General features: G+C 66.3%; 17 protein-coding genes. 13 read left to right on the forward strand and 4 right to left on the reverse strand.

Annotation, left to right across the window (positions count from 1 at the left end):
* Window positions 1-24 precede the first annotated feature (24 nt).
* On the forward strand, window positions 25-3,123 hold the full coding sequence (locus ACYQML_RS10190) for an efflux RND transporter permease subunit (RefSeq protein WP_311275031.1): 3,099 nt from the start codon (window positions 25-27) through the stop codon (window positions 3,121-3,123).
* On the opposite strand, the gene ACYQML_RS10195 is transcribed toward ACYQML_RS10190, so the two are convergent.
* Together ACYQML_RS10195 and tsaA are read right to left on the reverse strand one after the other, a co-directional pair.
* A complete protein-coding gene (locus ACYQML_RS10195) occupies window positions 3,124-3,819 on the reverse strand; it encodes an SGNH/GDSL hydrolase family protein (protein WP_056431354.1) in 696 nt (231 codons plus the stop codon).
* Complete coding sequence (tsaA, locus tag ACYQML_RS10200; RefSeq protein WP_207411552.1) at window positions 3,816-4,337, reverse strand: tRNA (N6-threonylcarbamoyladenosine(37)-N6)-methyltransferase TrmO; 522 nt, start codon at window positions 4,335-4,337, stop codon at window positions 3,816-3,818. Before tsaA ends, ACYQML_RS10195 begins: the two co-directional genes overlap by 4 nt.
* A gap of 238 nt (window positions 4,338-4,575) precedes the next feature.
* On the opposite strand from tsaA, the gene ACYQML_RS10205 reads away from it, so the two are divergent.
* The gene (locus ACYQML_RS10205) at window positions 4,576-6,045 is read left to right on the forward strand and encodes an AMP nucleosidase (RefSeq protein WP_311275131.1); all 1,470 of its coding nucleotides are present in this window, start codon (window positions 4,576-4,578) and stop codon (window positions 6,043-6,045) included.
* A gap of 37 nt (window positions 6,046-6,082) precedes the next feature.
* Here ACYQML_RS10205 and ACYQML_RS10210 read toward each other — a convergent pair whose 3' ends face one another.
* Window positions 6,083-8,557 (reverse strand): PBP1A family penicillin-binding protein, encoded by a 2,475-nt coding sequence (locus ACYQML_RS10210; RefSeq protein WP_461235468.1) that lies wholly within the window; start codon window positions 8,555-8,557, stop codon window positions 6,083-6,085.
* Window positions 8,558-8,993: 436 nt separating this feature from the next.
* Window positions 8,994-10,184, reverse strand: coding sequence for a transglycosylase SLT domain-containing protein (locus tag ACYQML_RS10215; protein WP_461229432.1), 1,191 nt, complete (start codon window positions 10,182-10,184; stop codon window positions 8,994-8,996).
* A gap of 316 nt (window positions 10,185-10,500) precedes the next feature.
* Between ACYQML_RS10215 and ACYQML_RS10220 the strand changes: the two genes are divergently transcribed.
* From ACYQML_RS10220 to ACYQML_RS10270, 11 genes are all read left to right on the forward strand, one after another.
* Entirely contained in the window at window positions 10,501-11,694 is a 1,194-nt protein-coding gene (locus ACYQML_RS10220) for an inositol-3-phosphate synthase (RefSeq protein WP_056431348.1), read from the forward strand.
* A 23-nt stretch (window positions 11,695-11,717) separates the two neighbouring features.
* Window positions 11,718-12,614, forward strand: a complete 897-nt coding sequence (locus ACYQML_RS10225; protein ID WP_461235469.1) for a hypothetical protein — start codon at window positions 11,718-11,720, stop codon at window positions 12,612-12,614.
* A 31-nt stretch (window positions 12,615-12,645) separates the two neighbouring features.
* Entirely contained in the window at window positions 12,646-13,830 is a 1,185-nt protein-coding gene (locus ACYQML_RS10230) for a class I SAM-dependent methyltransferase (RefSeq protein ID WP_461235470.1), read from the forward strand.
* The gene (locus ACYQML_RS10235) at window positions 13,830-14,855 is read left to right on the forward strand and encodes a Gfo/Idh/MocA family protein (RefSeq protein WP_461235471.1); all 1,026 of its coding nucleotides are present in this window, start codon (window positions 13,830-13,832) and stop codon (window positions 14,853-14,855) included. The genes ACYQML_RS10230 and ACYQML_RS10235 overlap by 1 nt, the downstream gene beginning before the upstream one ends.
* A gap of 179 nt (window positions 14,856-15,034) precedes the next feature.
* Window positions 15,035-16,621, forward strand: coding sequence for a YcaO-like family protein (locus ACYQML_RS10240; RefSeq protein ID WP_461235472.1), 1,587 nt, complete (start codon window positions 15,035-15,037; stop codon window positions 16,619-16,621).
* Complete coding sequence (locus ACYQML_RS10245; protein ID WP_461235473.1) at window positions 16,618-17,463, forward strand: sugar phosphate isomerase/epimerase family protein; 846 nt, start codon at window positions 16,618-16,620, stop codon at window positions 17,461-17,463. Before ACYQML_RS10240 ends, ACYQML_RS10245 begins: the two co-directional genes overlap by 4 nt.
* The gene (locus tag ACYQML_RS10250) at window positions 17,460-18,683 is read left to right on the forward strand and encodes a glycosyltransferase family 4 protein (RefSeq protein WP_461235474.1); all 1,224 of its coding nucleotides are present in this window, start codon (window positions 17,460-17,462) and stop codon (window positions 18,681-18,683) included. The genes ACYQML_RS10245 and ACYQML_RS10250 overlap by 4 nt, the downstream gene beginning before the upstream one ends.
* A gap of 2 nt (window positions 18,684-18,685) precedes the next feature.
* Window positions 18,686-19,459, forward strand: a complete 774-nt coding sequence (locus ACYQML_RS10255) for a PIG-L deacetylase family protein (protein WP_461235475.1) — start codon at window positions 18,686-18,688, stop codon at window positions 19,457-19,459.
* Window positions 19,443-20,099, forward strand: coding sequence for a uracil-DNA glycosylase (locus tag ACYQML_RS10260; protein WP_461235476.1), 657 nt, complete (start codon window positions 19,443-19,445; stop codon window positions 20,097-20,099). The genes ACYQML_RS10255 and ACYQML_RS10260 overlap by 17 nt, the downstream gene beginning before the upstream one ends.
* Before the next feature lie 125 nt (window positions 20,100-20,224).
* The gene (locus ACYQML_RS10265; RefSeq protein WP_461235477.1) at window positions 20,225-21,283 is read left to right on the forward strand and encodes a lysylphosphatidylglycerol synthase domain-containing protein; all 1,059 of its coding nucleotides are present in this window, start codon (window positions 20,225-20,227) and stop codon (window positions 21,281-21,283) included.
* A gap of 30 nt (window positions 21,284-21,313) precedes the next feature.
* Window positions 21,314-22,582, forward strand: coding sequence for an ATP-binding protein (locus tag ACYQML_RS10270; RefSeq protein ID WP_461220788.1), 1,269 nt, complete (start codon window positions 21,314-21,316; stop codon window positions 22,580-22,582).
* Window positions 22,583-22,585: the final 3 nt, after the last annotated feature.

The raw sequence follows: 22,585 nt of genomic DNA on the forward strand, positions 1-22,585 counted from the left end.
CCAGCGTCACGCGAGAGCCGCCCCGTGAAGAACTTCAACCTGTCCGAATGGGCGCTCGAGCATCGCTCCTTCGTCTGGTTCCTGATGCTCATCTCGATGCTGGCGGGCTTCCTCGCCTACGAGAAGCTCGGCCGCGAGGAAGACCCGCCCTTCGCCATCAAAACGATGATCGTGCAGGCGCGCTGGCCCGGCGCCACGATCAGCGACACGCTCGATCAGGTCACCGAACGGATCGAGAAGGAATTGCAGCAGATCGACGCCGTCGATTTCAGCCGCAGCTACACCACGCCGGGCCAGACCACGGTCTTCGTGCAGCTGCGTGAGACGACGCCGCCCAAGACCATTCCGGGCATTTTCTACCAGGTCCGCAAGCGCATCGGCGATATCGGCAGCACCTTCCCGCAAGGGATTCAGGGGCCGTTCTTCAACGACGAGTTCGGCGACGTCTTCGGCAATGTCTATGCGTTCACCGCCGACGGCGTCTCCATGCGCCAGCTTCGCGACTACGTGGAGCGGGTGCGCGCCGACCTGAAGAAGGTCAACAATGCCGGCAAGATGCAGCTGCTCGGCGCGCAGGACGAGGCGATCTACCTCGACTTCTCCACCCGTAAGCTCGCCGGCCTCGGCGTCGACCAGGCCGCCGTCATCGCGACGCTGCAGGCGCAGAACGCCATTGCCCCCTCCGGCGTGATCCAGGCCGGGCCCGAGCGCGTCTCCGTGCGCGTCGGCGGTCAGTTCGTCTCCGAGGACAGTCTCAAGACCATCAACCTGCGGGTGAACGACCGGTTCTTCCGCCTGTCCGACGTGGCGGAGATCTCGCGCGGCTTCACCGATCCGCCGACTGCCTTGTTCCGGTTCAACGGCCAGCCTGCGATCGGCCTCGCCATCGCCATGCAGCCCTCCGGCAACCTGCTGACCTTCGGCCACGACCTGAAGGCGCGGATGAAGAAGCTCGAAGGCGAGCTACCTTACGGCGTCGGCATCCACCTCGTCTCCGACCAGCCGAAGATCGTCGAAGAGGCTGTGGGCGGCTTCACCAAGGCGCTGATCGAGGCCGTCGTCATCGTCCTCGGCGTCAGCTTCATCAGCCTCGGATGGCGCGCAGGGCTCGTGGTCTCGTTCTCCATCCCCCTCGTCCTCGCCGTGGTCTTCGTGGTGATGCAGGTCATGGGCGTCACGCTTCAGCGCATTTCGCTCGGCGCCCTCATCATCTCGCTGGGCCTCCTCGTCGACGACGCCATGATCACGGTTGAGATGATGGTCGCGCGGCTCGAGGTCGGCGATACCCTGAAGAAGGCGGCGACCTTCGCCTACACCTCCACCGCCTTCCCGATGCTCACCGGCACCCTCGTCACGGTGGCGGGCTTCCTGCCCATCGGCTTCAACGGCTCGGCGGCGGGCGAGTACACCTATAGCTTGTTCGTGGTCATCGCGGCCTCGCTCCTGATTTCCTGGGTCGTGGCGGTGCTGTTCGCGCCGCTCATCGGCGTGAAGCTGCTGCCGAAGACCATCAAGAAGCATCACGACAAACCGAGCTTCCTGCTCCGTACCTTCCGGGCGATGCTGCTTCCGGCCATGCGCTTCCGCTGGATCACCGTGGCCTTCTGCGTCGGCCTGCTCGGCCTGTCGCTCTACGGCATCCAGTTCGTGCAGCAGCAATTCTTCCCGGCCTCCGACCGTCCCGAGATCCTCGTGGACATGACGTTGCCCCAGAATGCCAGCATCGCCGAGACCAAGGCCCAGATGGACCGGTTCGAGGCGACGATGAAGGGCGATCCCGACATCCTGCGCTGGAGTTCCTATGTCGGGCAGGGCGCGGTGCGCTTCTATCTTCCCCTCGACCAGCAGCTCGGCAACGCGTTCTTCGGCCAGATCATCGTGGTGACCTCCTCGCTCGAGGCGCGGGACAAGATGATCCAGAAATTCGAGGCGCTGGCGGCCAAGGAATTCGTCGGTACCGACGTGTTCGTCCACTCTCTCGATCTCGGCCCGCCGGTGGGACGCCCGATCCAGTACCGGCTGAGCGGACCCGATCTGCAGAAGGTGCGGGGCCTCGCGCTCCAGCTCAGCAACATCGTCGCCTCGAACCCGAATGTCGGCCTGCCCAACCTCGACTGGAACGAGCCCGGCAAGGTGCTCAAGGTAGAGATCATCCAGGACAAGGCGCGCCAGCTCGGGGTCACTTCGGAGGATATCGCCGGCCTGCTCAACGGCATCGTCGGCGGCCGGGCGATCACGCAGGTCCGCGATTCGATCTACCTCGTGGACGTCATCGGCCGCGCCCAGGCGGTGGAGCGCAACTCCGTCGAGACGCTCCAGAGCCTGCAGGTGCCGCTATCGAACGGCAGCGTCGTGCCGCTGCTCGCCTTCGCCACGGTGAGCTACGAACTCGAACAGCCCATCGTCTGGCGTCGCGACCGCCTGCCCACCATCACGGTCCGGGCGGCCATCGTGAACGACACCCAGGCCCCGACCATCGTGAACGCCCTCGATCCGGCCATCAAGGCCTTCGAGAAGACCCTGCCGGATGGCTACACCCTCGCGGTCGGCGGTGCGGTGGAGGAGAGCGCCAAGGGCAGCGGACCCATCGCGGCGGTGGCGCCGGTGATGCTGCTCGCCATGGCGATGTTCCTGATGATCCAGCTTCAGAGCTTCCAGAAGCTGTTCCTGGTGGCGAGCGTGGCGCCGCTCGGCCTGATCGGCGTGGTGGCGATCCTGCTGCCCTTCGGCAAGCCATTGGGCTTCGTCGCCATCCTCGGCGTGCTCGCCCTCATCGGCATCATCATCCGCAACTCGGTGATTTTGGTGATGCAGATCGACGAGTACGACCGCGAGGGCTACGCCCCGTGGGATGCGGTGGTGGAGGCGACCTGCCACCGGATGCGGCCGATCCTGCTCACGGCCGGGGCGGCGAGCCTCGCCCTCATCCCCATCGCCCGTGAAGTGTTCTGGGGGCCGATGGCCTATGCCATGATCGGCGGCATCATCGCCGCCACCTTCCTGACGCTGTTCTTCCTGCCCGCCCTCTATGTCGGCTGGTACCGCATCAAGGCACCCAAGGGAGACAGGCCGGAAGGCGGTGCATCGACGGCGCCGGCGGCGCCCCATCACGCCGGGGCCTGATCAGGGCCTCGCCGCGCAGAGAGCGGGCTCCAAGGCCCGCATCACGCGGCGGTAATCCGCGATGTGCAGATCGTCGCGCAAGGTGCCGGGCAGGGCGAACCCGGTATCGCCGTCGCGGAGCTCCGCGAAAGGATCCGCATAACCGCAGGACAGGCGTTCGCACAGGACCCTGATCCGGGCGGAATAGGCCGCTACCGCCGCCGGTTCGAGGCGCTTCGCCACCGAACGCGAGATGGGCGGAATGGCGGCGACCACGACGCGGTCGCTTTCGGCCTGCAGCCGTTTCACGATCCGCTCCACCGATTCGTCGAAGATCTGGGCCGTTCTGTCGGACAGCGGCTCCTTCTTCCGCAGAAGATCGTTGGTTCCGATGAAGGCCACCACCGCGCGGGGGCGGGTCTTCACGGACAGGTTGGCCACGAGATCGGCATAGACGGAGGCCGAGGCGCCGCTCACACCGGCATTGACGATCTCCGCGCCACAGACCCGCTGCGCCGGGTTCTGCAACTCGGCCTGCGAATCGCCGGCGAGGAGGATGTAGCCGTCCGGTGCATCGTCGAGATGGGCCTGGATCGAAGGCAACCGGTCCGTGGCGTAGAGCCGGGTGTTGAGGCGCAGGGGCTTCTCGATCCATCCGATGGCGAAGCCGACGCCGAGGATCGCCAACCCGGCAAGGCCTAGGCGCAGAGCCCTCACCGGGCCGCTCCCGATCCATCCACGATTTTTGCCGTGCCGGCTCGGTCGATGGTCGCCTCCGGCCGCGAATCGGTGCTGGCGTAATAGGGCTTGATGTCGAGGAGCGGCGTGCCGTCGAGGCAGTCGAGCCCTCTGACTCTCAGGGTCGTCCCCTCGATGCCGAGGAGTTCCACCACGGACAGCGCGATGGGGTTGGGGCGCGCCGGGGAGCGCAGGGAGAACGTGCCCCGGCTGCCCTCCGCATGGCGCGGCATCTGGCGCACGATGTCCCGGGCCGCCCGGTCCATCCAGTAGAGCACGATGAGGTGGCTCGCCCCCTCCACGTTCTGCAAACCGGGGGCGAAGGCGGCATCCACCTCCAGGGTGCAGATGGCGTCGGTCTGAAGCCCGTTCTTCGGGCATTCGGCGCGGGTCGCCCATGGGGTCCGGACACGGCCGATGAAGTAGAGCCCGGCATCGTGGGAGGCGGGCAGCGTGACGGTCTCTTCGCCGGGCCGCCGGTCGATTGGGTCGCTCATCTTGCGCATCTGGTTTGGAGAGGCGTTACCCGGCGGGACCGCGCGAGCCGTTCGAAGCGAGCATGTCGGACAACTCGCCCCCGTGCGCAAGCCGGTCGACAACGCGCCGCCATGCGGGCCGCATCGTTCCATCCACGGCCGGCGGGGTATAGGTTTCCGTCGGCAATTCAATCCGCCCAACCACCTACGGGCCGAAGCCTTTCGAGGAGAGAGCGTGACCACCAGCGAATGGCGCCCGATGGAATCCGTGGGCGATGCCGAGACCGCCGTCGACCGCCTCGCCGCCTTGTACGCGGGTGCGATCCAGTCGCTCCAGACCGCCCTGACCCGCTATCTCGACGGGGGCGCCGCGCCGGACCATGCCGAGCGGCTTCAGTTCCGCTATCCCGAACTACGGATCACCTATCACCCGTCCGGGCCGATCCCGCGTTTTTCCCGCGCGACGGCGAAGTTCCAGTCTCCCGGCACCTACGCCACCACGGTGACGCAGCCGGCGCATTTCCGGCCGTATCTGCTGGAGCAGCTGACGCCCCTGGTGCGGGATTACGGCGCTACATTGGAAGTCGGCCTGAGCGCCCAGGAGATTCCCTATCCCTACGTGCTGGAGCCCGGCGCCAACCTCTCGGGCAGCGGGATCACGCCGCGCGACCTGGCGACCTACTTCCCCGTCCCGCTGCTCTCGGTGGTGGGTGACGAGATCGCCGACGGGCTCTGGGTCGCCCCGGCGGAGGAGCCGAAGCCCCTGGCGCTGTTCGACGCGATCCGGGTCGATTACTCCCTGCGCCGTCTCGTCCATTACACCGGCTGCGACTGGCGCGACGTCCAGCCGTGGATCCTGCTGACGAACTACCATCGCTACGTCGACGGCTTCATCCGGCACGGATTGGAGCAGCTCGCCAGCGGAAAGGATGGCTACGAGCGCATGATCCTGCCGGGCGGCATCACCGTCTCGCGGGCGGAGGCGGCGAGCATCGATCCGGCGGCCCTCATCGCCGCCTCGCCTTGGCACAAGTTCCAGATGCCGGCCTACCACCTCGTGGCGCGCGGCCCCGACGGGTCGATGCAGGGCACGACGCTGGTGAATATTGGCGTCGGCCCCTCCAACGCCAAGACGATCACCGACCATCTGGCGGTCCTGCGTCCGCATTGCTGGCTCATGGTCGGCCATTGCGGCGGGTTGCGGCAGTCGCAGACCATCGGCGATTACGTCCTCGCCCATGGCTATCTGCGCCGCGACCGCATCCTCGACGAACTCGTGCCGCCGGACGTGCCGGTGCCGGCCCTAGCCGAAGTCCAGCTGGCGCTCCAGGCCGCCGCCGCCAACGTCACCGGCGAGACCAGCGAGAACCTCAAGCGGCGCCTGCGCACGGGCACGGTGGTGACCTACGACGACCGCAACTGGGAGCTCCGCTTCAGCCAGGAGCGGCGGCGGATCAACCTGTCCCGCGCCATCGGCGTCGACATGGAGAGCGGCACCATCGCGGCGCAGGGCTACCGCCTGCGGGTTCCCTACGGCACGCTCCTCTGTGTGTCCGACAAGCCGCTCCACGGCGAGATCAAGCTGCCGGGCGCGGCCAACGCCTTCTACGAGCGGGCAGTGGCCGAGCACCTGCTCATCGGCCTGTCCGCCCTCGATATCCTCCGCGCCGACCGCAACGGCCTGCATTCGCGCAAGCTGAGGAGCTTCGACGAGCCTCCGTTCCGCTGACCGGTCCCAGACGGGAAAAGTCGGCGGATCGCAGGTATCAGCGCTCGCGCCGCCACAGGCCGGCCCGTTCGGAGCGGGCCTGTTCCTCGGCGGCCAGAAGGTCCGACGGGGCATCCTCTGAGGCGCGCGCGCCGCCGGCCGTGAGGATCAACGATGCGAGGTCGTCGCCGTCGATCTGGCAGCGCAGGCCCGCAGGCTGGGCCTCGTCGACCGCGCCGTTGGCCGCCGGCTCGCAGACGACTTCGCGCCGGCGCAGGTAGCGTGCGAGCTGGCGTGCCAGGGCACCGCGTTCGCCATCGACGCCCAGCAGGCGCACCGTCCGGCCGCGGAACGACAGGGTTCCGGTATCGATCACTTCCGGCACGCCGCGCAACGCTCCGGCGGCGGCGGTCTCCTTGGCGGCGGGGGCCGGCTCGGCGCGGGCGGTGGAGGGGCGCTTGCGCCGTGACGCCATCTGGACGGTGGCGCGCTGGGTGAAATCCTTGAAGATCGCCGCCGGCAGGTCACCGCCGCCGACCTTGTTCATCGAGGTATTGTCGTCGTTGCCGACCCAGACGCCGACGACGAGGTCCGGCGTCACCCCGACGAACCAGGCATCGCGGTAATCCTGCGTCGTCCCGGTCTTGCCGCCCACCGCGAGGTTGGTGATCCGCGCGGCCCGTCCGGTTCCGCTATCCACCACCGCCTGGAGCGAATCCAGCATCATCGCGCGGCTCTCGCCCGGCAGCGGCGTCGTCGGTTTGGAATCGGGGCGCAGGTAGAGCGGGTCCGGGCCGGGTCCGCGAATGGCATGGACGCCGTAGGTGTCGAGGGGCTGTGCGCTCGCCAGCACACCGGCATAGGCCCGTGTCATCTCCAGCAGGGAGACTTCGGCCGAGCCGAGGGCGAGGCTCGGAACGTTGGGAAGATCGGACGTGACGCCGAGCTTGCGCGCGGTCTCGATCACCGAGGCCATGCCGATCTCATCGGCCAGTTGTGCGGCGATGGTGTTGATCGATTGCGCGAAGGCCGTGCGGAGGGGGACCGCCCCACGGAAACGGCCGCTCGCATTCTGCGGCTCCCAATCGCCGATCTGGATCGGCCGGTCCACCAGCACCGTCTCTGGCGACAAGCCCTTCTCATAGGCGGTGAGGTAGACGAACAGCTTGAACAGCGAGCCGGCCTGACGCTTGGCCTGGATCGCCCGGTTGAACTGGCTGTCCTCGTAGTCGCGCCCGCCGACCATGGCGAGGATCGCGCCCTCCTTGTTCAGGACGACCATGGCGCCCTGGCTCGCCTTCTTCTTCGCCCCTTCCGCATCGAGCCGGCGGGCGACGACGCCCTCCGCCAGGCTCTGCAAATCGAGGTTCAGGGTGGTGCGCAGCGTGACGTCGCCGGGCGTGTCCGACAGACGCTTGGCGTCCGCCGACACCATGTCGAGGAAGTAATTAGTGCCCGGCGGAGTCTCGGGCGGTGTCCGCAGGGTGATCGTCTCGGCGCGGGCCTTGTCGGCCTCGGCGGCGGTGATCGCGCCGGTCTCGACCATGGTCTGCAGCACGATGTCGGCGCGCTCCTTGGCGCCGCCGAAATTGCGCGTCGGCGCCAGTTGCGACGGTGCGCGGACGAGGCCCGCCAGCATCGCCGCCTCGGGGAGCGTCAGCGCCTTCGCGCCCTTGCCGAAATAGCGCCGCGACGCGGCGTCGATGCCATAGGCGCCGGCCCCGAAATAGGCGGTGTTGAGATAGCCGAGGAGGATGTCCTCCTTCGACATCGTGCTCTCGACGCGCAGGGCCAGGAACGCCTCCTGGATCTTCCGGCGCAGCGTCTTCTCCTGGGTGAGGGAGGTGAGCCGGACATATTGCTGCGTGATGGTGGACGCGCCCTCGCGCACCCCGCCGCTCACGGTGTTGCGCCAGAGCGCCCGCACCAGCCCGCGCGGATCGACTCCCCAATGCGAGTAGAAGCGCCGGTCCTCAATGGCGACCACGGCCTGGGCGAGATGGGCCGGCATGTCGGCCGCGGTCAGCTTCTGGCCCTGAAAGGCGCCGCGCGTCGCGAAGACCCGTCCGTCATCCGCCTCCACCGTGAGGGCGCGCTGGCCGCCTTCCGGCACCACCCCGCCAAGCGGCGGCAGGGTCGCGAAACTGTAGAGCACGAGGCAAGCGACGAAGACGGCGGGGAGGGCGAGGGCCGCGAGGCCGGCGGCGAGGTAGGGCCGTTGCCGCAAACGTCCGCGCCAGCCCGATTGTGGCGTCTGCGCCGCCGGAGCGCTCCCTGCCGCAGGCGGAGTGTCCGTGCCGCTCGTTCGCGCGGAGGCGGCGCCTGCGGTGAGCTTCGCACCGAGGGTGCCGAGCGTTCGGCCCGCAGCGCGCCCCGTCGAAAGCAGGCCGCGTGCGAGGCCGCGTAAGGCCGTGACGAGAAGGAAGCCGAGATGCCTGAACAGGACACGGGCCGCTTGTCCGGCTTCGCGGGCGGCGGTTCGGGCATCCGGCGTTTCGCCGGTCTTCGGCCGTTCCGGTTCTTGATCTGTCATCGGCCGCCGGTGGTCATCCAGGAGCACAGGTCCCGTCGGCTTACCGTCGGCGCTGGCTTGGCGGTTCTAGACCGGAAAGAACCTTGGACGCCATGCCGGAAGCGGCGTCGCCAGGGCTCCGAACTCGGGCAAAATGCAGAGACGTGCTCACCAGAGCTCTCTGAGGTTTGTCCCTCGCCGTCATTCCGGGTCGCCACAGGCGAGCCCGGACCCGGAGGGCCGCGCCAGAGGCGTGCAATCCAGAACCGCCGACGCTGCTATGTCGAGCACGTGTAGCGGCTCTAGATTCCGGGCTCCGCTGCGCGGCCCCGGAATGACGGAGGTGTGCTCATGAATGTCATGGCCTACCGCGCTGGCCTGCGTTCGGACCCCCAGCGGCATCGCTCCGATTCAGCGGCCCGGTTAGCCGCCCGAGCGACGAATCTCGGCCGTAGCTTTATTCTCTCGGCAAGGCCTCGGTCACCTGCATCCGCCCGGTGGGGGCAGAAACGCGCAGGCTCGCATCGAGGAGGGCCGAGGCCTGGCTCGGATCGCTGTTCGTCTCCGGTGTGGCGTCCTGGGTGCCGACCAGGGCGGTGACGCCTTCATACTGGTCGAGCCGGCGGTCGATCATGTCGCCGAGGCGCTCGCGAACTTCCGCGACGGTGAGGCTGCGGCGGTGCTTGCCGGCCTTCGCGGTGAAGAGGCTGCGGTTGGCGCGGGCGGCGGCGCGGAAAGCCTGCTTGGCCACGAGGTCCGGGTTGTCGTCGCTCAGCGTCAAGAACTTGCCGGCGCTCGACGTCCCGAGGAAATGGGCGAGATAGAGTTCGGAGGTCTTCAGTTCGCGGCCGATGCGCTGCTCGATACGGGCACGGTCGCGCTTGATCAGCTCGCCGGCCATCAGGGCCGCCACATAGGGGTCCTGCCGAAGGCGCAGCACGCGGGTGCGGGTGGCCTCGTCCTGTATCGTGATCGCGCTGCCGCGGCCGGTGATGGCGTTGGCCTCGGTCTCATAGCCGTAGCGGGCGCCATAGGTCCGCACCAGTTCGAGCCAGGTGGCGGAGAGGAACTGGAACAGGCCCTCGGCCGAAGAGGTCGAGGCCTTTACGGTGGTCGAGAAGCTCGATTCCTTGTCGGCCAGCGCCATCATGTAGACCGGATCGACCCCGGTCTCGGACGACGCCTTCAGGATCGTCTCGACGATGTCGCGCGGCACATTCATGTCGCCGAACCGAAGCACGTCCCGGCCGTCGCTTTCGCGGCTCTGGGGAAGAGAGGCGAGGTCGTTCTCGATCAGGCTGGCCGTCGCAGGTTCCTGGTCGAGGAGGGGAACCCCATCCCAATCCGTGGGTTTGTCGATCGTGGCCGCCGCGAAATCGTTGGCGACGTAGGCGCGGATGTCGATGCGGTCATGGGCGGTCGCTGCCGGCGCCAGTGCGCTCTGCGGCAGTCCCGAGCCGAGCAGCAGGCCGATCGCGATCTTCGCGACGGTGAGTTTGGCCGATACCGTGGTGCTTGCCTTCTTCCTGCCGTGAAGGGAGCCGGGCTTCAGCCAAGCCACCGTCTCGTCACGATCCAGGGTCTCGTTAGGCACGAGACGGCACGCGTCGTCGGCGCGGTGCGCCGGCTCCGGGAAAAGCCCCATCATTGTTCCTTGTTCGTGCCGCGGCGTTCTAGGACGCGGCTTCGATCAGTTCAGCGAGCGGACATCTCGCTGGGAGCTGTGACCACAATGGGACAGCTCCGTGATTCAAGCGTGGCACGCTTAAGGAACGGTTAAGGCTATGATTTAACGATATTTTAAGTAATCGTTCGGGCGCGGTTCAGCGTGGCCGCGTCAAAAAGGCATTCTGGCCGGGGTTGGAACGAAGGCTCCGTAGCCCAGTTACGATGGTCCCAGAGGGCGATCTCGAAATATCGACGAGACACGCCCCGATGGACCCATTGAAGGAAGCCTTTTTCCAATGAGCATGCAGACCGGTCGCCGCGTCGGCGTTGCCTTCGTCGGTATGGGTGGCGCCGTCGCCACCACCGCCATCGCCGGCATCGAGATGATCAAATCTGGCTCGAACCGCCTCGACGGATTGCCCCTCGCGGGTCTCTCGGTCGCGGGATTGGCCGATTACAAGGATCTCGTCTTCGGCGGCTGGGATCTCAACGACGACGATCTCGCCTCCGCCGCCACCGGCCACGGCGTGCTCACCAAGCAGGATATCGAGAACGGCGCCCAGGTGCTGAAGGGCATCAAGCCCTGGCCGGCTGTCGGCAGCGCCAAGTTCTGCAAGAACATCGAGGGTGCCAACCGCATCGTCGCCGCCGATCACCGCGAGGCGGTCTCCGTCATCGCGAACGACCTTCGTCGTTTTCGTCTGGAGAGCAATCTCGATGAAGTCGTCGTGATCAACCTCGCCTCCACGGAACGCTGGCCCAACCTGGATGCGCCCGCACTGAACTCCCGCGAAGCTTTCGAGAAGGGTCTCGATTCCAGCGACGAGGCGATCAGCCCGGCGATGCTCTACGCCTATGCGGCGATCCAGAGCGGCGTCCCCTACGCCAACTTCACCCCGAGCGTGGCCGCCGACATCCCTGCTTTGCTCGAACTCGCCCGCGAGAACGGCGTGCCGTTGGCGGGCAAGGACGGTAAGACCGGCCAGACCATGATGAAGACCGTCCTGGCGCCGGCCCTCAAGGCTCGCGCCCTCCACGTGGATGGTTGGTTCTCCACCAACATCCTCGGCAACCGCGACGGTCTCGCCCTGAACGACAAGGATTCGCTCCAGTCGAAGCTCAACACCAAGGGTACGGTGCTGGATTCGATCCTCGGCTATCCGGTCGAGGACCATCTGGTCCACATCCACTATTACCGCCCGCGTGGTGACGACAAGGAAGCCTGGGACAATATCGACGTCACCGGCTTCCTCGGTCAGCGGATGCAGATCAAGGTTAACTTCCTCTGCAAGGATTCCATCCTGGCCGCACCCCTGGTGATCGAGATCGCTCGCGTGCTCGACCTCGCCAAGAAGCGTGGTGAGAGCGGCCCGCAGGAGCAACTCTCCTCGTTCTTCAAGGCGCCCATGGTCGCCAACGGCCACGGACCCGAGCACGATTTCGGCAAGCAGCAGCACATGCTGCTCGAGTGGCTCGGCGGCCAGCAATGATCACGTCCGATACGGGGGGCGGCATGGCCGCCCCCTTCGCGCTGCGCGAGTTGTTCGTCGAACTCAACGACCTCAAGCGCGTGCATTCCGCCGGCCGTATCGGCTCCATTGCCGAGCGGCTGTTCGCCCAAGGGTGGTCGGCGCTGACGGGCGGCGCCGATCCTGAGACGGTTACCATCGACATCACCGCCAAGGCTCTCGCGGCCTCCCGGCTCTGCGACCTCGACGCCGCTTTTCTCGCCTCTGCCGGTCTCGGCGAGGCGGAAATCGGCGACGTTCTGACGTCCGGACTCGACGCCGTCACCGCAACGGTCGACCCCGAACTGAAGCGGCGTCTGGCCGTCGCGTTGCGCTCGAACGAGGGGTTGCATGGCGGTCCTTTGCCCGCCTTCGTGGCGGCACTGAGCCACCAGCCGCGCGCCGGCGTGACCTGTCCGGGCAAGCCTCGCATCCTGCTCGAGCCGCCCGAGAACCATGCCGAACATTGCCTGATGGTGGCGATCTACGGCGTCGTCCTCAGCCCCTTTTACCGGGCTGATCCCACACTGGTTTTCCTGGCGGCCATGAGCCACCACTTCCACAACGCGGCAATGCCCGACGCCGGCTTCACCGGCGAGATGCTGCTGGGCGACCACCTCGCTCCGATCATGGCGCGGACCACCCAATGGGCTCTCGACGAGTTGGACGCCCCCTTGCGGGAGACCATAGAGCGGGCGCGTGCCATCCTGCCCGATGATGCGACGGCCGAGGGTCGCGCCTTCCACGCGGCCGATTGCATCGACCGGGTTTTGCAGATTTCACAGCACCTTAGGGCCGCCTCGCTGACCATGGACACCGTGCTGGTGGAGATGGAACTGGTCCATGCCGGTCCGGTGAAGGGCTTCCACGACCGGGTCCTCAGGGACATGCGGATTCCGTGATGGTTCGTCGCCGCATGACGGGACATCACAGATGATCCCGTTCGAACTCCTTTCCCCGGAGACGGGGAACGCGCTCAAAGCCGATACGCCGCATTCCCTCCGCGACGTCGTCACCGGTGAGCGCTGGCCGGTCATCGACGGAATTCCCTATCTGCGAATTGGCCGCTTGGAGCTTCTGGGCGCGACGCTGGACCTTCTCGATCGGGATAAACACGAGCTGGCACTGGAGGGTCTGCTCGCCGATCAAGACGATTGGTGGACCGGCCCGCCAGCAGATCCCCTCGATCTTCATGCTCTTGTGCGAGATCGTGACAGGGCGAGCCTGCGGGACGCAATGCGGTTGCTCGGCTGGGGCAGAGTCGGCGACTATTTCCTGCATCGCTGGACCGATCCGACCTTTCTCGCTGGCTTGACGTTACTCGAAGCGCATTGGAACGACCCCGTCTGCGCGTTCGAATTTGCCTGCGGCATCGGCCATTACCTGCGCGAGATGCAGATGCGCGGCGTCAAGGTGGCCGGGGCCGATGTCGTTTTCGCCAAGCTCTGGGTCGCCCGGCACTGGGTCGTCGGCGAGAAGGCGCAGCTCGTCTGTTTCGATGCTGCGTCACCGCACTGGCCGATCCCCGGCGCCCCCGTCGATCTCGTCGTGTGCAACGACGCTTTCTACTTCCTCGATGACAAGCCCGGCATTCTCGAATGCCTCCGCCACAACGCCGGCGACGATGGTTGGCTCGTTCTCAGCCACATTCACAATGCCGAGCGGCCCGGCTTCTCGGCCGGTCGCGCGGTCTCGGCCGAGGAGATCGAGGACCTGTTTCCCGATGCCCTCGTCTATGATGACGACGAACTCACCCGTGCCCTCGTGGAGAAGCGCGCGCCCTCGCCACAGCGGCCGTCCGACCTTCGCCATGTGGAAGCGTTCTCGGTGGTCGCCGGTGCAGGGATGCGGCCTGCACCCCGCGCCATCCTCGACGGACTGACATGGCCGCATGAAGGGACGTCGCTCCGGTTGAACCCCCTCTATGAGCCCGATCCTTCCGGCGGCTACGTGGTCGCATGGCCCTCGGATCGCTACGAGGCCGAATATGCCCCCAGGGTCACCTATCCACTTCGCTCGGAAGGACCGGAGACCCTCGACTGGGTCGGGGGCGAGCAATCGCCGCACGAGGATCGCGTCCGCCGCCGCGAATTCGTCGACTTGCCGGAGCGCTGGTGATGGGTGATTCCATCGGATGGGGCATCGTCGGCTACGGCTGGGTGGCACGGGATTACATGGCTCCGGGCATCCGCGCGGCGGGTCATCGGCTCGTGGCCGTGTCCGATCCCGGAGAAGCTTCGCGCGCCGCTGCCGAGCGAGAAGGCGCGCGTACCCTTCCTGACCTGGCCGGATTACTGGCCGAACCGGAGGTCGAGGCCGTCTATGTGGCGACCCCCAATCACCTCCACCGTGAGGCGGTCGAGGCCTTGGCGGCATCGGGCAAGGCCGTGCTGTGCGAGAAACCGATGGCGGCCTCGCTCTCCGATGCCGAGGCCATGGTCGCGGCTGTGCGAAATGGTGGCATCTTCTACGGCACGGCCTTCGACCAGCGCCATCATCCGGCCCACCGGGCCATGCGCACCGCGATCCGCGACGGGCGCATCGGCGCCGTGACCACCATCCGCATCGTCTATGCCTGCTGGCTCGATCGGGCTTGGACCTCGTTCGCCGGCCAGGACAATTGGCGTATCGACCCGCTTAAAGCGGGCGGCGGCGCGCTCATGGATCTAGCGCCTCATGGCATCGATCTCGTCGATTTTCTTCTCGATGAATCGATCGAGGATATCGCCGCTCTGACCCAGGCAAGGGCCCAGGATTACGCTGTCGATGACGGCGCGCTCCTCATCGGCCGCACCGGTTCCGGCATCCTCGCCAACCTGCACGTCGCCTATAATTGCCCGGATGCCCTGCCGCGTCGCCGTCTCGAAGTGATTGGCACCGGTGGCGCGCTCACGGCCGTCGACACGATGGGACAGGTCGCCGGAGGCACACTTTTCATCACCGATGGTGCGAGTGGGCAGACCGAGCCAGTCGCCTTCGATGCCGAGGCCTCGCCCTTTCTCGAACAGGTCCGTGCCTTCGGCTCTGCCCTGCGCCGACCCGCCGAGCGCGACGCATACAGCGCTGAGCGCGACCTCCACACGATGCGGCTGCTGACGCGGGCTTATGCTGGCTGTCGGAGTGCCCGGGTCAACGAGGACTAGATCGGGACGCAACCCTTCTTCCTAACGTGGTCTCATCCTGAAGGTGCTGCCAAGCTGCTTCGAAGGACTTTTCCCAGGATCACCCTCGGCTCTGGGAGCCCTTTCGAAATCGCAGCTTAGCTGGGGCACTGCGGGGTGAGGTCGGCGGTTGGATTACCTAAACCTGAGGGACGATCGACGTGAGCGAACACGACCAGGACGCCAGGGCGCGTGATCCGCGCATCAAGGCCCCCCGTCCCTACACCTACGGCGGACCACGCATCATCGAGGGTCTGCCAGCGTCTTTGCCCGAGCCGGTGCGTGCCTATCTCGACATTCTTCCGAAGGGGCGCATCGTCGGCTTCCCTCTGGCCCCTCTCGACCGGACGGGTATTCCGGTCTGGTTCGTCTCGCTGTTCCTCGACGATCCGTTCTTTATCGGCGCCATGCCGAGCGGCATCGGCTACGGCGCCACCGATGACGAGGCGCTCATCGGCGCGGTCGCGGAGATCGCCGAAAATCTGATGCCGTCGCTCGCGGTGATGCCGCGCAAGAAGGAACGGGGCTCCTACAACGACCTCGCCAAGGTCTTCGGCGCCGCGGCGGTGGCCGACCCGCTCACCCTGTGCCTGCCCGCCGGTTCCCCGGTCGGCCGGAACACGGTTCTGGAATGGACGCCGAGCGTCCGGCCGCGCACCGGCGAAACCGTGCTGATGCCCCTCGACATCGCGGCCACCGATTATTTCGAGCTGTCGGAAGGCTACAAGCCTTTCACAAACCTGATCACGAACGGTCTCGGCGCCGGGCCGGACGTCGATTTTGCCCTGGGCCACGGCCTGCTCGAACTGCTTCAGCGTGACGGCAACGGGCTGCTGTTCCGCGCCCTCGACCAGGGCGTCATGCTCGATCTCGACGGGATCGGTCCCGAGAACAGGGCGATGCTCGAGCGTCTCGACGATCTCGGTATCCGCGCGCTGCCGAAATTCGCCACCGACCAGTTCGGTCTCACGAACATCTATGTCGTCGGCTACGACAGGAATCCCGCCGACGCGCCGGTCCCCGTCGCCCTCTCCGCCTGTGGCGAAGCCTGCGACCCGGACCGCGAGCGGGCCCTCCGCAAGGCACTCCTTGAATTCCAGGCGGCCCGCGTTCGTAAGGCCTTCGGGCATGGTCCCCTGAGCTTCGCCGAGCGGGTGACGCCGCCGGGCTACGTCCAGGCTTTCATCCAGAAGGCACTGCCGAGCCTCGATCTGGAAGAGAGCCGTGCCCTAAAGGCAATGCTGGAATGGATCGTCCTGCCGCCTGAGGGCCTGCGCGATGTCCTGAAGGACAGTGTCTATTCCGAGCGAAGCACGAAGGCCTTCACCGATCTGCCGACCGCCCCGGCACCGGATGGCCATGCTCGCGGCCGCATCGCCCGCGAACGTCTCGAAGCGTCGGGTTTCGACGTTCTCTATGTCGATTGCTCGCCGCCGGGTGGTGGCGTCGGCGTGGTCAAGGCGATCGTGCCGGGGCTGGAGGTCGAGACGATGAGCTATCACCGCATCGGCGAGCGCAACACCGCCAAGCTCATCGAGCGGGATCACCCGCTGATTTCATTCGGCGAGCCCAGCGAAACGAGGCTGCCCGTGCGGCTTACGCCCGAAGCGATCGAGCGTCTCGGCGGCCAGCCGCTCTTCGACGTCGCGTTGGCGGACGAAATCGTCGGGCGCCATTACCCGCTCTATCGCGAGCCGGAATCGCACCACGCGCCGTTCCGTCTCGAGCAGCAGGGACGCGCCGCATGAGTCTGCGCTTCGCCTACAACACCAACGGTACGGCCAACCATCGCCTGAACGACGCCATCGATCTCATCGCCGATGCCGGCTATCAGGGCGTGGCGCTCACCCTCGACATCCATCATCTCGATCCGTTCTCGGAGAATTGGACCCAGGAGGCCCAGCGCCTGTCGAGCCGCCTACAAAGGCTCGGCCTCGGGAGCGTCATCGAGACGGGTGCCCGCTTCCTCCTCGACCCCAAGGCCAAGCACGAGCCGACCTTGGTAAGCGGCGACGCTTCCGGACGCGCGAGGCGCATCGGTTTCCTGAAGCGCGCGGTGGACATCGCCGTCATCCTGCATTCCGAAGCGGTTTCGTTCTGGGCCGGCGTGCCCAAACCCGGCATCGATCGTGATGAGGCCCGGCTCTGGCTCGGCGAGGGCATCGCCGAGATCGTCGCCTATGCTGCGGAGCAGGGTATCGTCGCCTGCCTGGAGCCCGAGCCGGGCATGCTGATCGAGACCCTCGACGATTTTGCCGACCTGAACATCGAAGGCCTCAGGCTTGCTCTCGATACCGGTCATTGCCTCGTCACGGGCGAGCGAGACCCGGCCCTGGCCGTAGCGGAATTCGCCGACCGCATCGGCACCGTGGCGATCGAGGACATGGCGCGCGGAGAGCATATCCATCTGCCCTTCGGCGAGGGCGACATGGACGTCCCGAGCGTCCTCGACGCCCTCGACGGCATCGGCTTCCAGCGCCTCATCTGCGTCGAACTCTCCCGCGAGAGCCACCGCGCCGACGTGATGGTGCCGATATCGCTCGATTACCTGAGGACCTGCCGCAACCACAAAGCCGAGGTGAGCGCGTGAGGATCTGCTTCGTCAGCCGCCGTTATTTTCCGGCGATCTCAGGCATGAGCGTCTACGCGCAGAACCTTCTGCGCGAACTCGTGGCCGCCGGCCATGACGTGACGATGGTCAGCCAGTACCGGGGCGATGCGTTCGGCACTCGCGTCTATGGCGGTGGGCCACCACCTTCCGTGCCGGGTGTACGCGTCATCGGCCTCGAACAGGTGGGCGAGCAGACGAACGGCGATTTCGAGCGCGACATCGACACGATGGTCGAGACCATCGTGTCAGAACATCGCATACGCCCGTTCGACGTGCTCCATGCGCAATACGGCTATCCGACCGGCTGGGCGACGCTACTGGCCTCGAAGCGGATCGGAATTCCCAACGTCGTCTCGATCCAGGGGGGCGATGGCCACTGGGTCGGCTCCTGTTGCGAGACCCATCGCATCGCCATGTGCGAAGTGCTGGCCCATGCCAACGCCCTCCTCATCGGTGGCCGCTCCTTCGTGGGGGAGGTCTGCGACCGGCTGGGTTCCGACCCGGACCGCTTCACCATTGTGCCCGGCGCCGTCGATACGGCGCGCTTCACGCCCGGTGTCCCCGGGCATGCGGGGCCGGTGCGACTGTTCTATCATGGTCGCGTCGATCGCCGGAAAGGTGTGCTCGACTTCATCGACGCCCTGGGTCTGTTGCGCGCGCGCGGGGTCCCGTTCGAGACGACGATCTCCGGCATCGGGCCGGACGTGGATTCCTCGAAGGTACGCGCCGCTGAATTGAACTTTTCCGAGGCCGAAATCCGCTTCACCGGCTACGCCGATTACGACACCGTACCCGACCTCTACCGCCAGGCGGATGTCTTCGTCTCGCCGACCTATGCGGAGGGTTTCTCCAACACGATCCTCGAGGCCATGGCGGCGGGGCTCGCTGTGGTTTCCACCCATGCGGTGGGCGTGTCCGACTGCCTGCGCGACGGCGAAAACGGCCTCTTGGTACAGCCCGGCGACGTGGCTTCCCTGGCGGATGCGCTTCAGCGCGTCATCGAGGACAAGAACTTGCGCCAGCGGCTTGCAGCGGACGGGCTCGATGAATGCCGCCGCGTCTATTCCTGGACCGCCGTCGGTCGCCAGATCATGGACATCTATGCCGAGGTAGTTGGACAGCGGCCGCATACGACGTTCGATGAGGTTCTGCCGCACGATCCGAACTGCCGCTTCCGCGCAGAACCGCATCTGCTCTGACCATGCCCGTCGCCCTCGCACTCTCGCCTCATCTCGATGACGCCGCCTTCTCCTGTGGCGGCACTCTGGCGACGCTGGCCGATGCCGGCTGGACGATCGTAATGGTGACGATCTTCACCGCCTCCGTCCCCGATCCCAAAGGCTTCGCGCTCGCTTGCCAGACCGACAAGGGTCTAGGTCCAGAGGTCGACTACATGTCGCTTCGGCGGGCCGAGGATCGACGAGCAGCAGAGGCGCTCGGCATCGCTCCTCCTTTGCATCTCCCGTTCCGCGAGGCCCCCCATCGCGGTTACGGCGCGCCCGCCGACCTTTTTGCCGCTCCAAGGGATGACGATGACATCGTCGGTGCGCTCGCCGATGCGGTCTTCGCACTTATCAAAGACGTGTTGCCCGATCTCATATTCGCCCCTCAATCCGTGGGCGGCCATGTCGATCACGTCCAGCTAGTACGGGCCATTGGTCAAGTGGCGGGGGATGCGCCCATCCTGTGGTGGCGGGATTTCCCCTACACGGTGCGTCATACGCAGCCGCAGGAGCCGTTTGGGTCCCGCTTCGCCAAATTGCCCGAGCACGCGGTTCACTATTGTGCGAGCGCGGAAGAGAAGAAGGCGCTCGCCTGCGCTGCCTACGCCACCCAACTCGGATACCAGTTCGGCGGCGTCGAGGGTCTGCTGCGTCGGCTCGCAGATGAGGCACGGTCAGAGCGGTTCCGACTAGCGGGCGTGCTCCCCTTGCAAGCCGCCGTGTTGTTCAAGGATCATGCTACCGTTTCCTGAACCGACCCGGCCCAGGAGCTTGGCCGATCCGGAGCAGCTCGCTATCCGCCGCTCACTGCTGGAGGCTGATCGCTTCATCCCCCTGCGACGCCTGGCGCGGTCGATCGCCATCGAACGATCGGCGGAGGTGCCGGATCCCGATCCGCTCGATGGCGGTACGGAAGCACGGCTCCTCCTTCTCCTCGAAACACCGGGCCCCGGCATCGGCCGTACCGGCTTCGTCTCCCGTGACAACCCCACCGGGACCGCTGCCAACCTGTTCCGCTTCATGGCGGAGGCTGGCATCGCTCGGCGCGAGAGCCTCATCTGGAACGCAGTACCCTGGGTCATCCACGCGCCGGGAGCCGTCAACCGTGCTCCGCGGAAAGCCGAGATTGCGACGGCCACCACCTATCTCGCTCCCCTCATCGAGTTGCTTCCGGCGCTCGAGGTCGTTGTCCTCGCCGGCCGTGTCGCTGGTCTGTCGCGTGAAACGCTCCGGCGCCTGCGGCCGGCGATACCGCTCATCGCCGTCCCGCATCCGAGCCCAACCTACGTTTGCACGTCGCCAGAGGTCGCCCAACGGATCGCTATCGGTCTTAGCGAGGCAGCTGCGATCCTGCGGGGGATCTCTTCGTCACCAACTCAAGAGGGCAGATGACTGGCCTTCCGGACACAAAGACCCTAAATGCCGGGTCACGGGCCGCGGTCCGGCAAAAGCTCGGTCCCGTTCCACGCCGCCGTCGAGGTTGGTCGGGAAGGCCGGCGGAGGCGGACGCCGACGACATGAATTTTGCGGGAGAGCATCAGCGGCGCGCCGAATCCGACGCGGCCAGCGCCTTGGCGACGTCCGAGGCCGAAGATTGCGCGCCGCCCGTGCCCAAGCGCTCCTACAAGAATCGATACGCCTGGCTGGGCACCGCTGCCAGCATCGTCATCTTCGCCGTGTCGCTCGGCGTGCTGTGGAAGCTCTCTCAGCAGGTCACCTGGGCCGAATTGCACGCGGCTTTGACGGCGGCGACCGGGGAACAGCTCAGCCTGGCCTTCCTGTTCGTCGGGGTGAGCTATCTCTTCCTAACCTGCTACGACGCTCTCGCACTCCGCCAACTCAAGATCAAAGTCCCCTACAGGACGACCGCGCTCGCCTCGTTTACCAGCTACGCCGTGAGCTTCACCCTGGGGTTCCCCCTCCTGACAGCGGGGACGATCCGCTATTGGATCTACTCGAAGAAGGGGTTGAGTGCGTCGAAGATCGCGGCGCTCACCGTTATTGCCGGCTTCACCTTCTGGCTTGGCATGGGCGTCGTCCTTGGGCTCAGTCTCGTCGCCGAGGCCGGGCAATTAGCGGCGCTGACCTTTACCAGCATACGCCTTAACCAGGGCGTTGGCTTCGCGGCCCTGCTCATGGTATTCGGCTATCTCGGCTGGGTCTCGCTCAAGCGCCGCCACGTGAGGGTGAAAGGCTGGTCCCTGGAGCTTCCCGGCGCGACGGTGTCCATGAGCCAGATGGTGGTGGGCATCGGCGATGTCTGCGCGGCAGCGGCCACGCTCTACGTCCTGCTTCCGGCGGGTTCGACCATCGGTTTCACGACTTTCGTCGGCGTCTACGTGCTAGCGGCCATGTTGGGTATCGCCTCGAACGCGCCGGGCGGGCTCGGCGTGTTCGAGGCCACGATCCTCCTCGCCCTGTCGAGCCTGCCACGAGATCAGGTCCTCGGCTCGCTGCTGCTGTTCCGGGTTTGCTACTACCTCGTTCCCTTCGTCGTCGCCCTGGCGATGCTCGGATTCTACGAGATCGTCCGGCGTATGCGCGAATCGTCTCCTTCCGCGTCTGATGGGTCCTAAGCAATGTCTCCAATCCTGGAACGCTAAGCGATGGCCCGGGGCGCGCGAAGATCGGCCTGGATCGGCGCAGGGATCGCCGTCGCGATTACGACCTCGGCCGCTTCCCTCAAAGGTGATCTCAATGTCATTACTATCGCCTTTGGAGCGGCTGCCATCGCCGCCGGTGGCCTTGCCGGCAGTCTGAGCCGGCCCCGAACAGTCGCTCTCCCGGAGAGAACCGCTCGCCAGCGGCATTCCATCGCCGAAGCCCTGCTGGCGAACATCCCCGATCCGGTGATCCTTGTGGATCGGCGCAGCGTGGTCATCGAAGTCAATCCGGCAGCACGTACGCTTCTGCCGGCATTGAAGGTCAAGCACCCGCTTTCCTTCGCCTTGAGAGCCCCAGACGTACTGGACGGGATCGAAGAGGTGCTCCGCACGGGCGCCCCGCTGAAGACGCTCTACACGACGCGTGTGCCGACGGAACGGGCCTTCGAGGTTCAGATCGGCGCGCTGCCCATGCCGGACGGGCCGGGGGGCGGACAGCCCAACGTGGTCCTGTTCCTTCGCGATCTCACAGCGGCGCGTCGCCTCGAGGCGATGCGGGTCGATTTCGTCGCCAATGCCAGCCACGAGCTTCGCACGCCGCTCGCCTCACTTCTGGGTTTCATCGAGACCCTGCAGGGGCCGGCTAAAGGCGATGCACCCGCAAGGGAGAAATTCCTGGGCATCATGAAGACCCAGGCACAGCGCATGGCGCGCCTCGTCGATGACCTGCTTTCGCTCTCTCGTATCGAGTTGCGCGAGCACGTTCCGCCGACACAGATCGTCGATCTCGGTCAGATCGCGCGGCAGATGGTGGATATGCAGGGGCCGCTAGCGCGCGAGCGCGGCGTGACCATCACCCTCGACGCGCCGGACGCCGCCTATGCGGTTCTAGGAGAACGCGACGAACTCACTCGCGTGGTCGAGAATCTCGTAGAGAATGCGGTCAAGTACGGCGGCGGCAACGTGGTGGTCGGCCTCGAACGGACCTTGCGCTCGGCATTCGGAAAACCACTGATCGCACTGAGCGTGAAAGACGACGGACCCGGCATCGCGCCCGAGCATATTCCCCGCCTGACCGAACGGTTCTACCGGGTCGATGTCGCATCGAGCCGCCAGAAGGGCGGGACAGGCCTCGGCCTCGCCATCGTCAAGCATATCGTCAATCGCCACAGCGGCAGGCTCGTCATCGAGAGCGAACTCGACCGGGGCACGACCGTCCGTGCCCTGCTCCCGGAACAGCCATCGACCGGAGGAGCGTCGACGACCGGATGATCC

This window comes from Methylobacterium sp. CM6244 (assembly GCF_054817885.1).

Bases quoted from the DNA above. Each gene is read 5' to 3' on its own strand.
- tsaA (WP_207411552.1), bottom strand. From the start codon at position 4,337: ATGAGCGACCCAATCGACCGGCGGCCCGGCGAAGAGACCGTCACGCTG.
- ACYQML_RS10205 (WP_311275131.1), top strand. From the start codon at position 4,576: ATGGAATCCGTGGGCGATGCCGAGACCGCCGTCGACCGCCTCGCCGCC.
- ACYQML_RS10210 (WP_461235468.1), bottom strand. From the start codon at position 8,557: ATGACAGATCAAGAACCGGAACGGCCGAAGACCGGCGAAACGCCGGAT.
- ACYQML_RS10215 (WP_461229432.1), bottom strand. From the start codon at position 10,184: ATGATGGGGCTTTTCCCGGAGCCGGCGCACCGCGCCGACGACGCGTGC.
- ACYQML_RS10220 (WP_056431348.1), top strand. From the start codon at position 10,501: ATGAGCATGCAGACCGGTCGCCGCGTCGGCGTTGCCTTCGTCGGTATG.
- ACYQML_RS10225 (WP_461235469.1), top strand. From the start codon at position 11,718: ATGGCCGCCCCCTTCGCGCTGCGCGAGTTGTTCGTCGAACTCAACGAC.
- ACYQML_RS10230 (WP_461235470.1), top strand. From the start codon at position 12,646: ATGATCCCGTTCGAACTCCTTTCCCCGGAGACGGGGAACGCGCTCAAA.
- ACYQML_RS10235 (WP_461235471.1), top strand. From the start codon at position 13,830: ATGGGTGATTCCATCGGATGGGGCATCGTCGGCTACGGCTGGGTGGCA.
- ACYQML_RS10245 (WP_461235473.1), top strand. From the start codon at position 16,618: ATGAGTCTGCGCTTCGCCTACAACACCAACGGTACGGCCAACCATCGC.
- ACYQML_RS10255 (WP_461235475.1), top strand. From the start codon at position 18,686: ATGCCCGTCGCCCTCGCACTCTCGCCTCATCTCGATGACGCCGCCTTC.
- ACYQML_RS10260 (WP_461235476.1), top strand. From the start codon at position 19,443: ATGCTACCGTTTCCTGAACCGACCCGGCCCAGGAGCTTGGCCGATCCG.
- ACYQML_RS10265 (WP_461235477.1), top strand. From the start codon at position 20,225: ATGAATTTTGCGGGAGAGCATCAGCGGCGCGCCGAATCCGACGCGGCC.
- ACYQML_RS10270 (WP_461220788.1), top strand. From the start codon at position 21,314: ATGGCCCGGGGCGCGCGAAGATCGGCCTGGATCGGCGCAGGGATCGCC.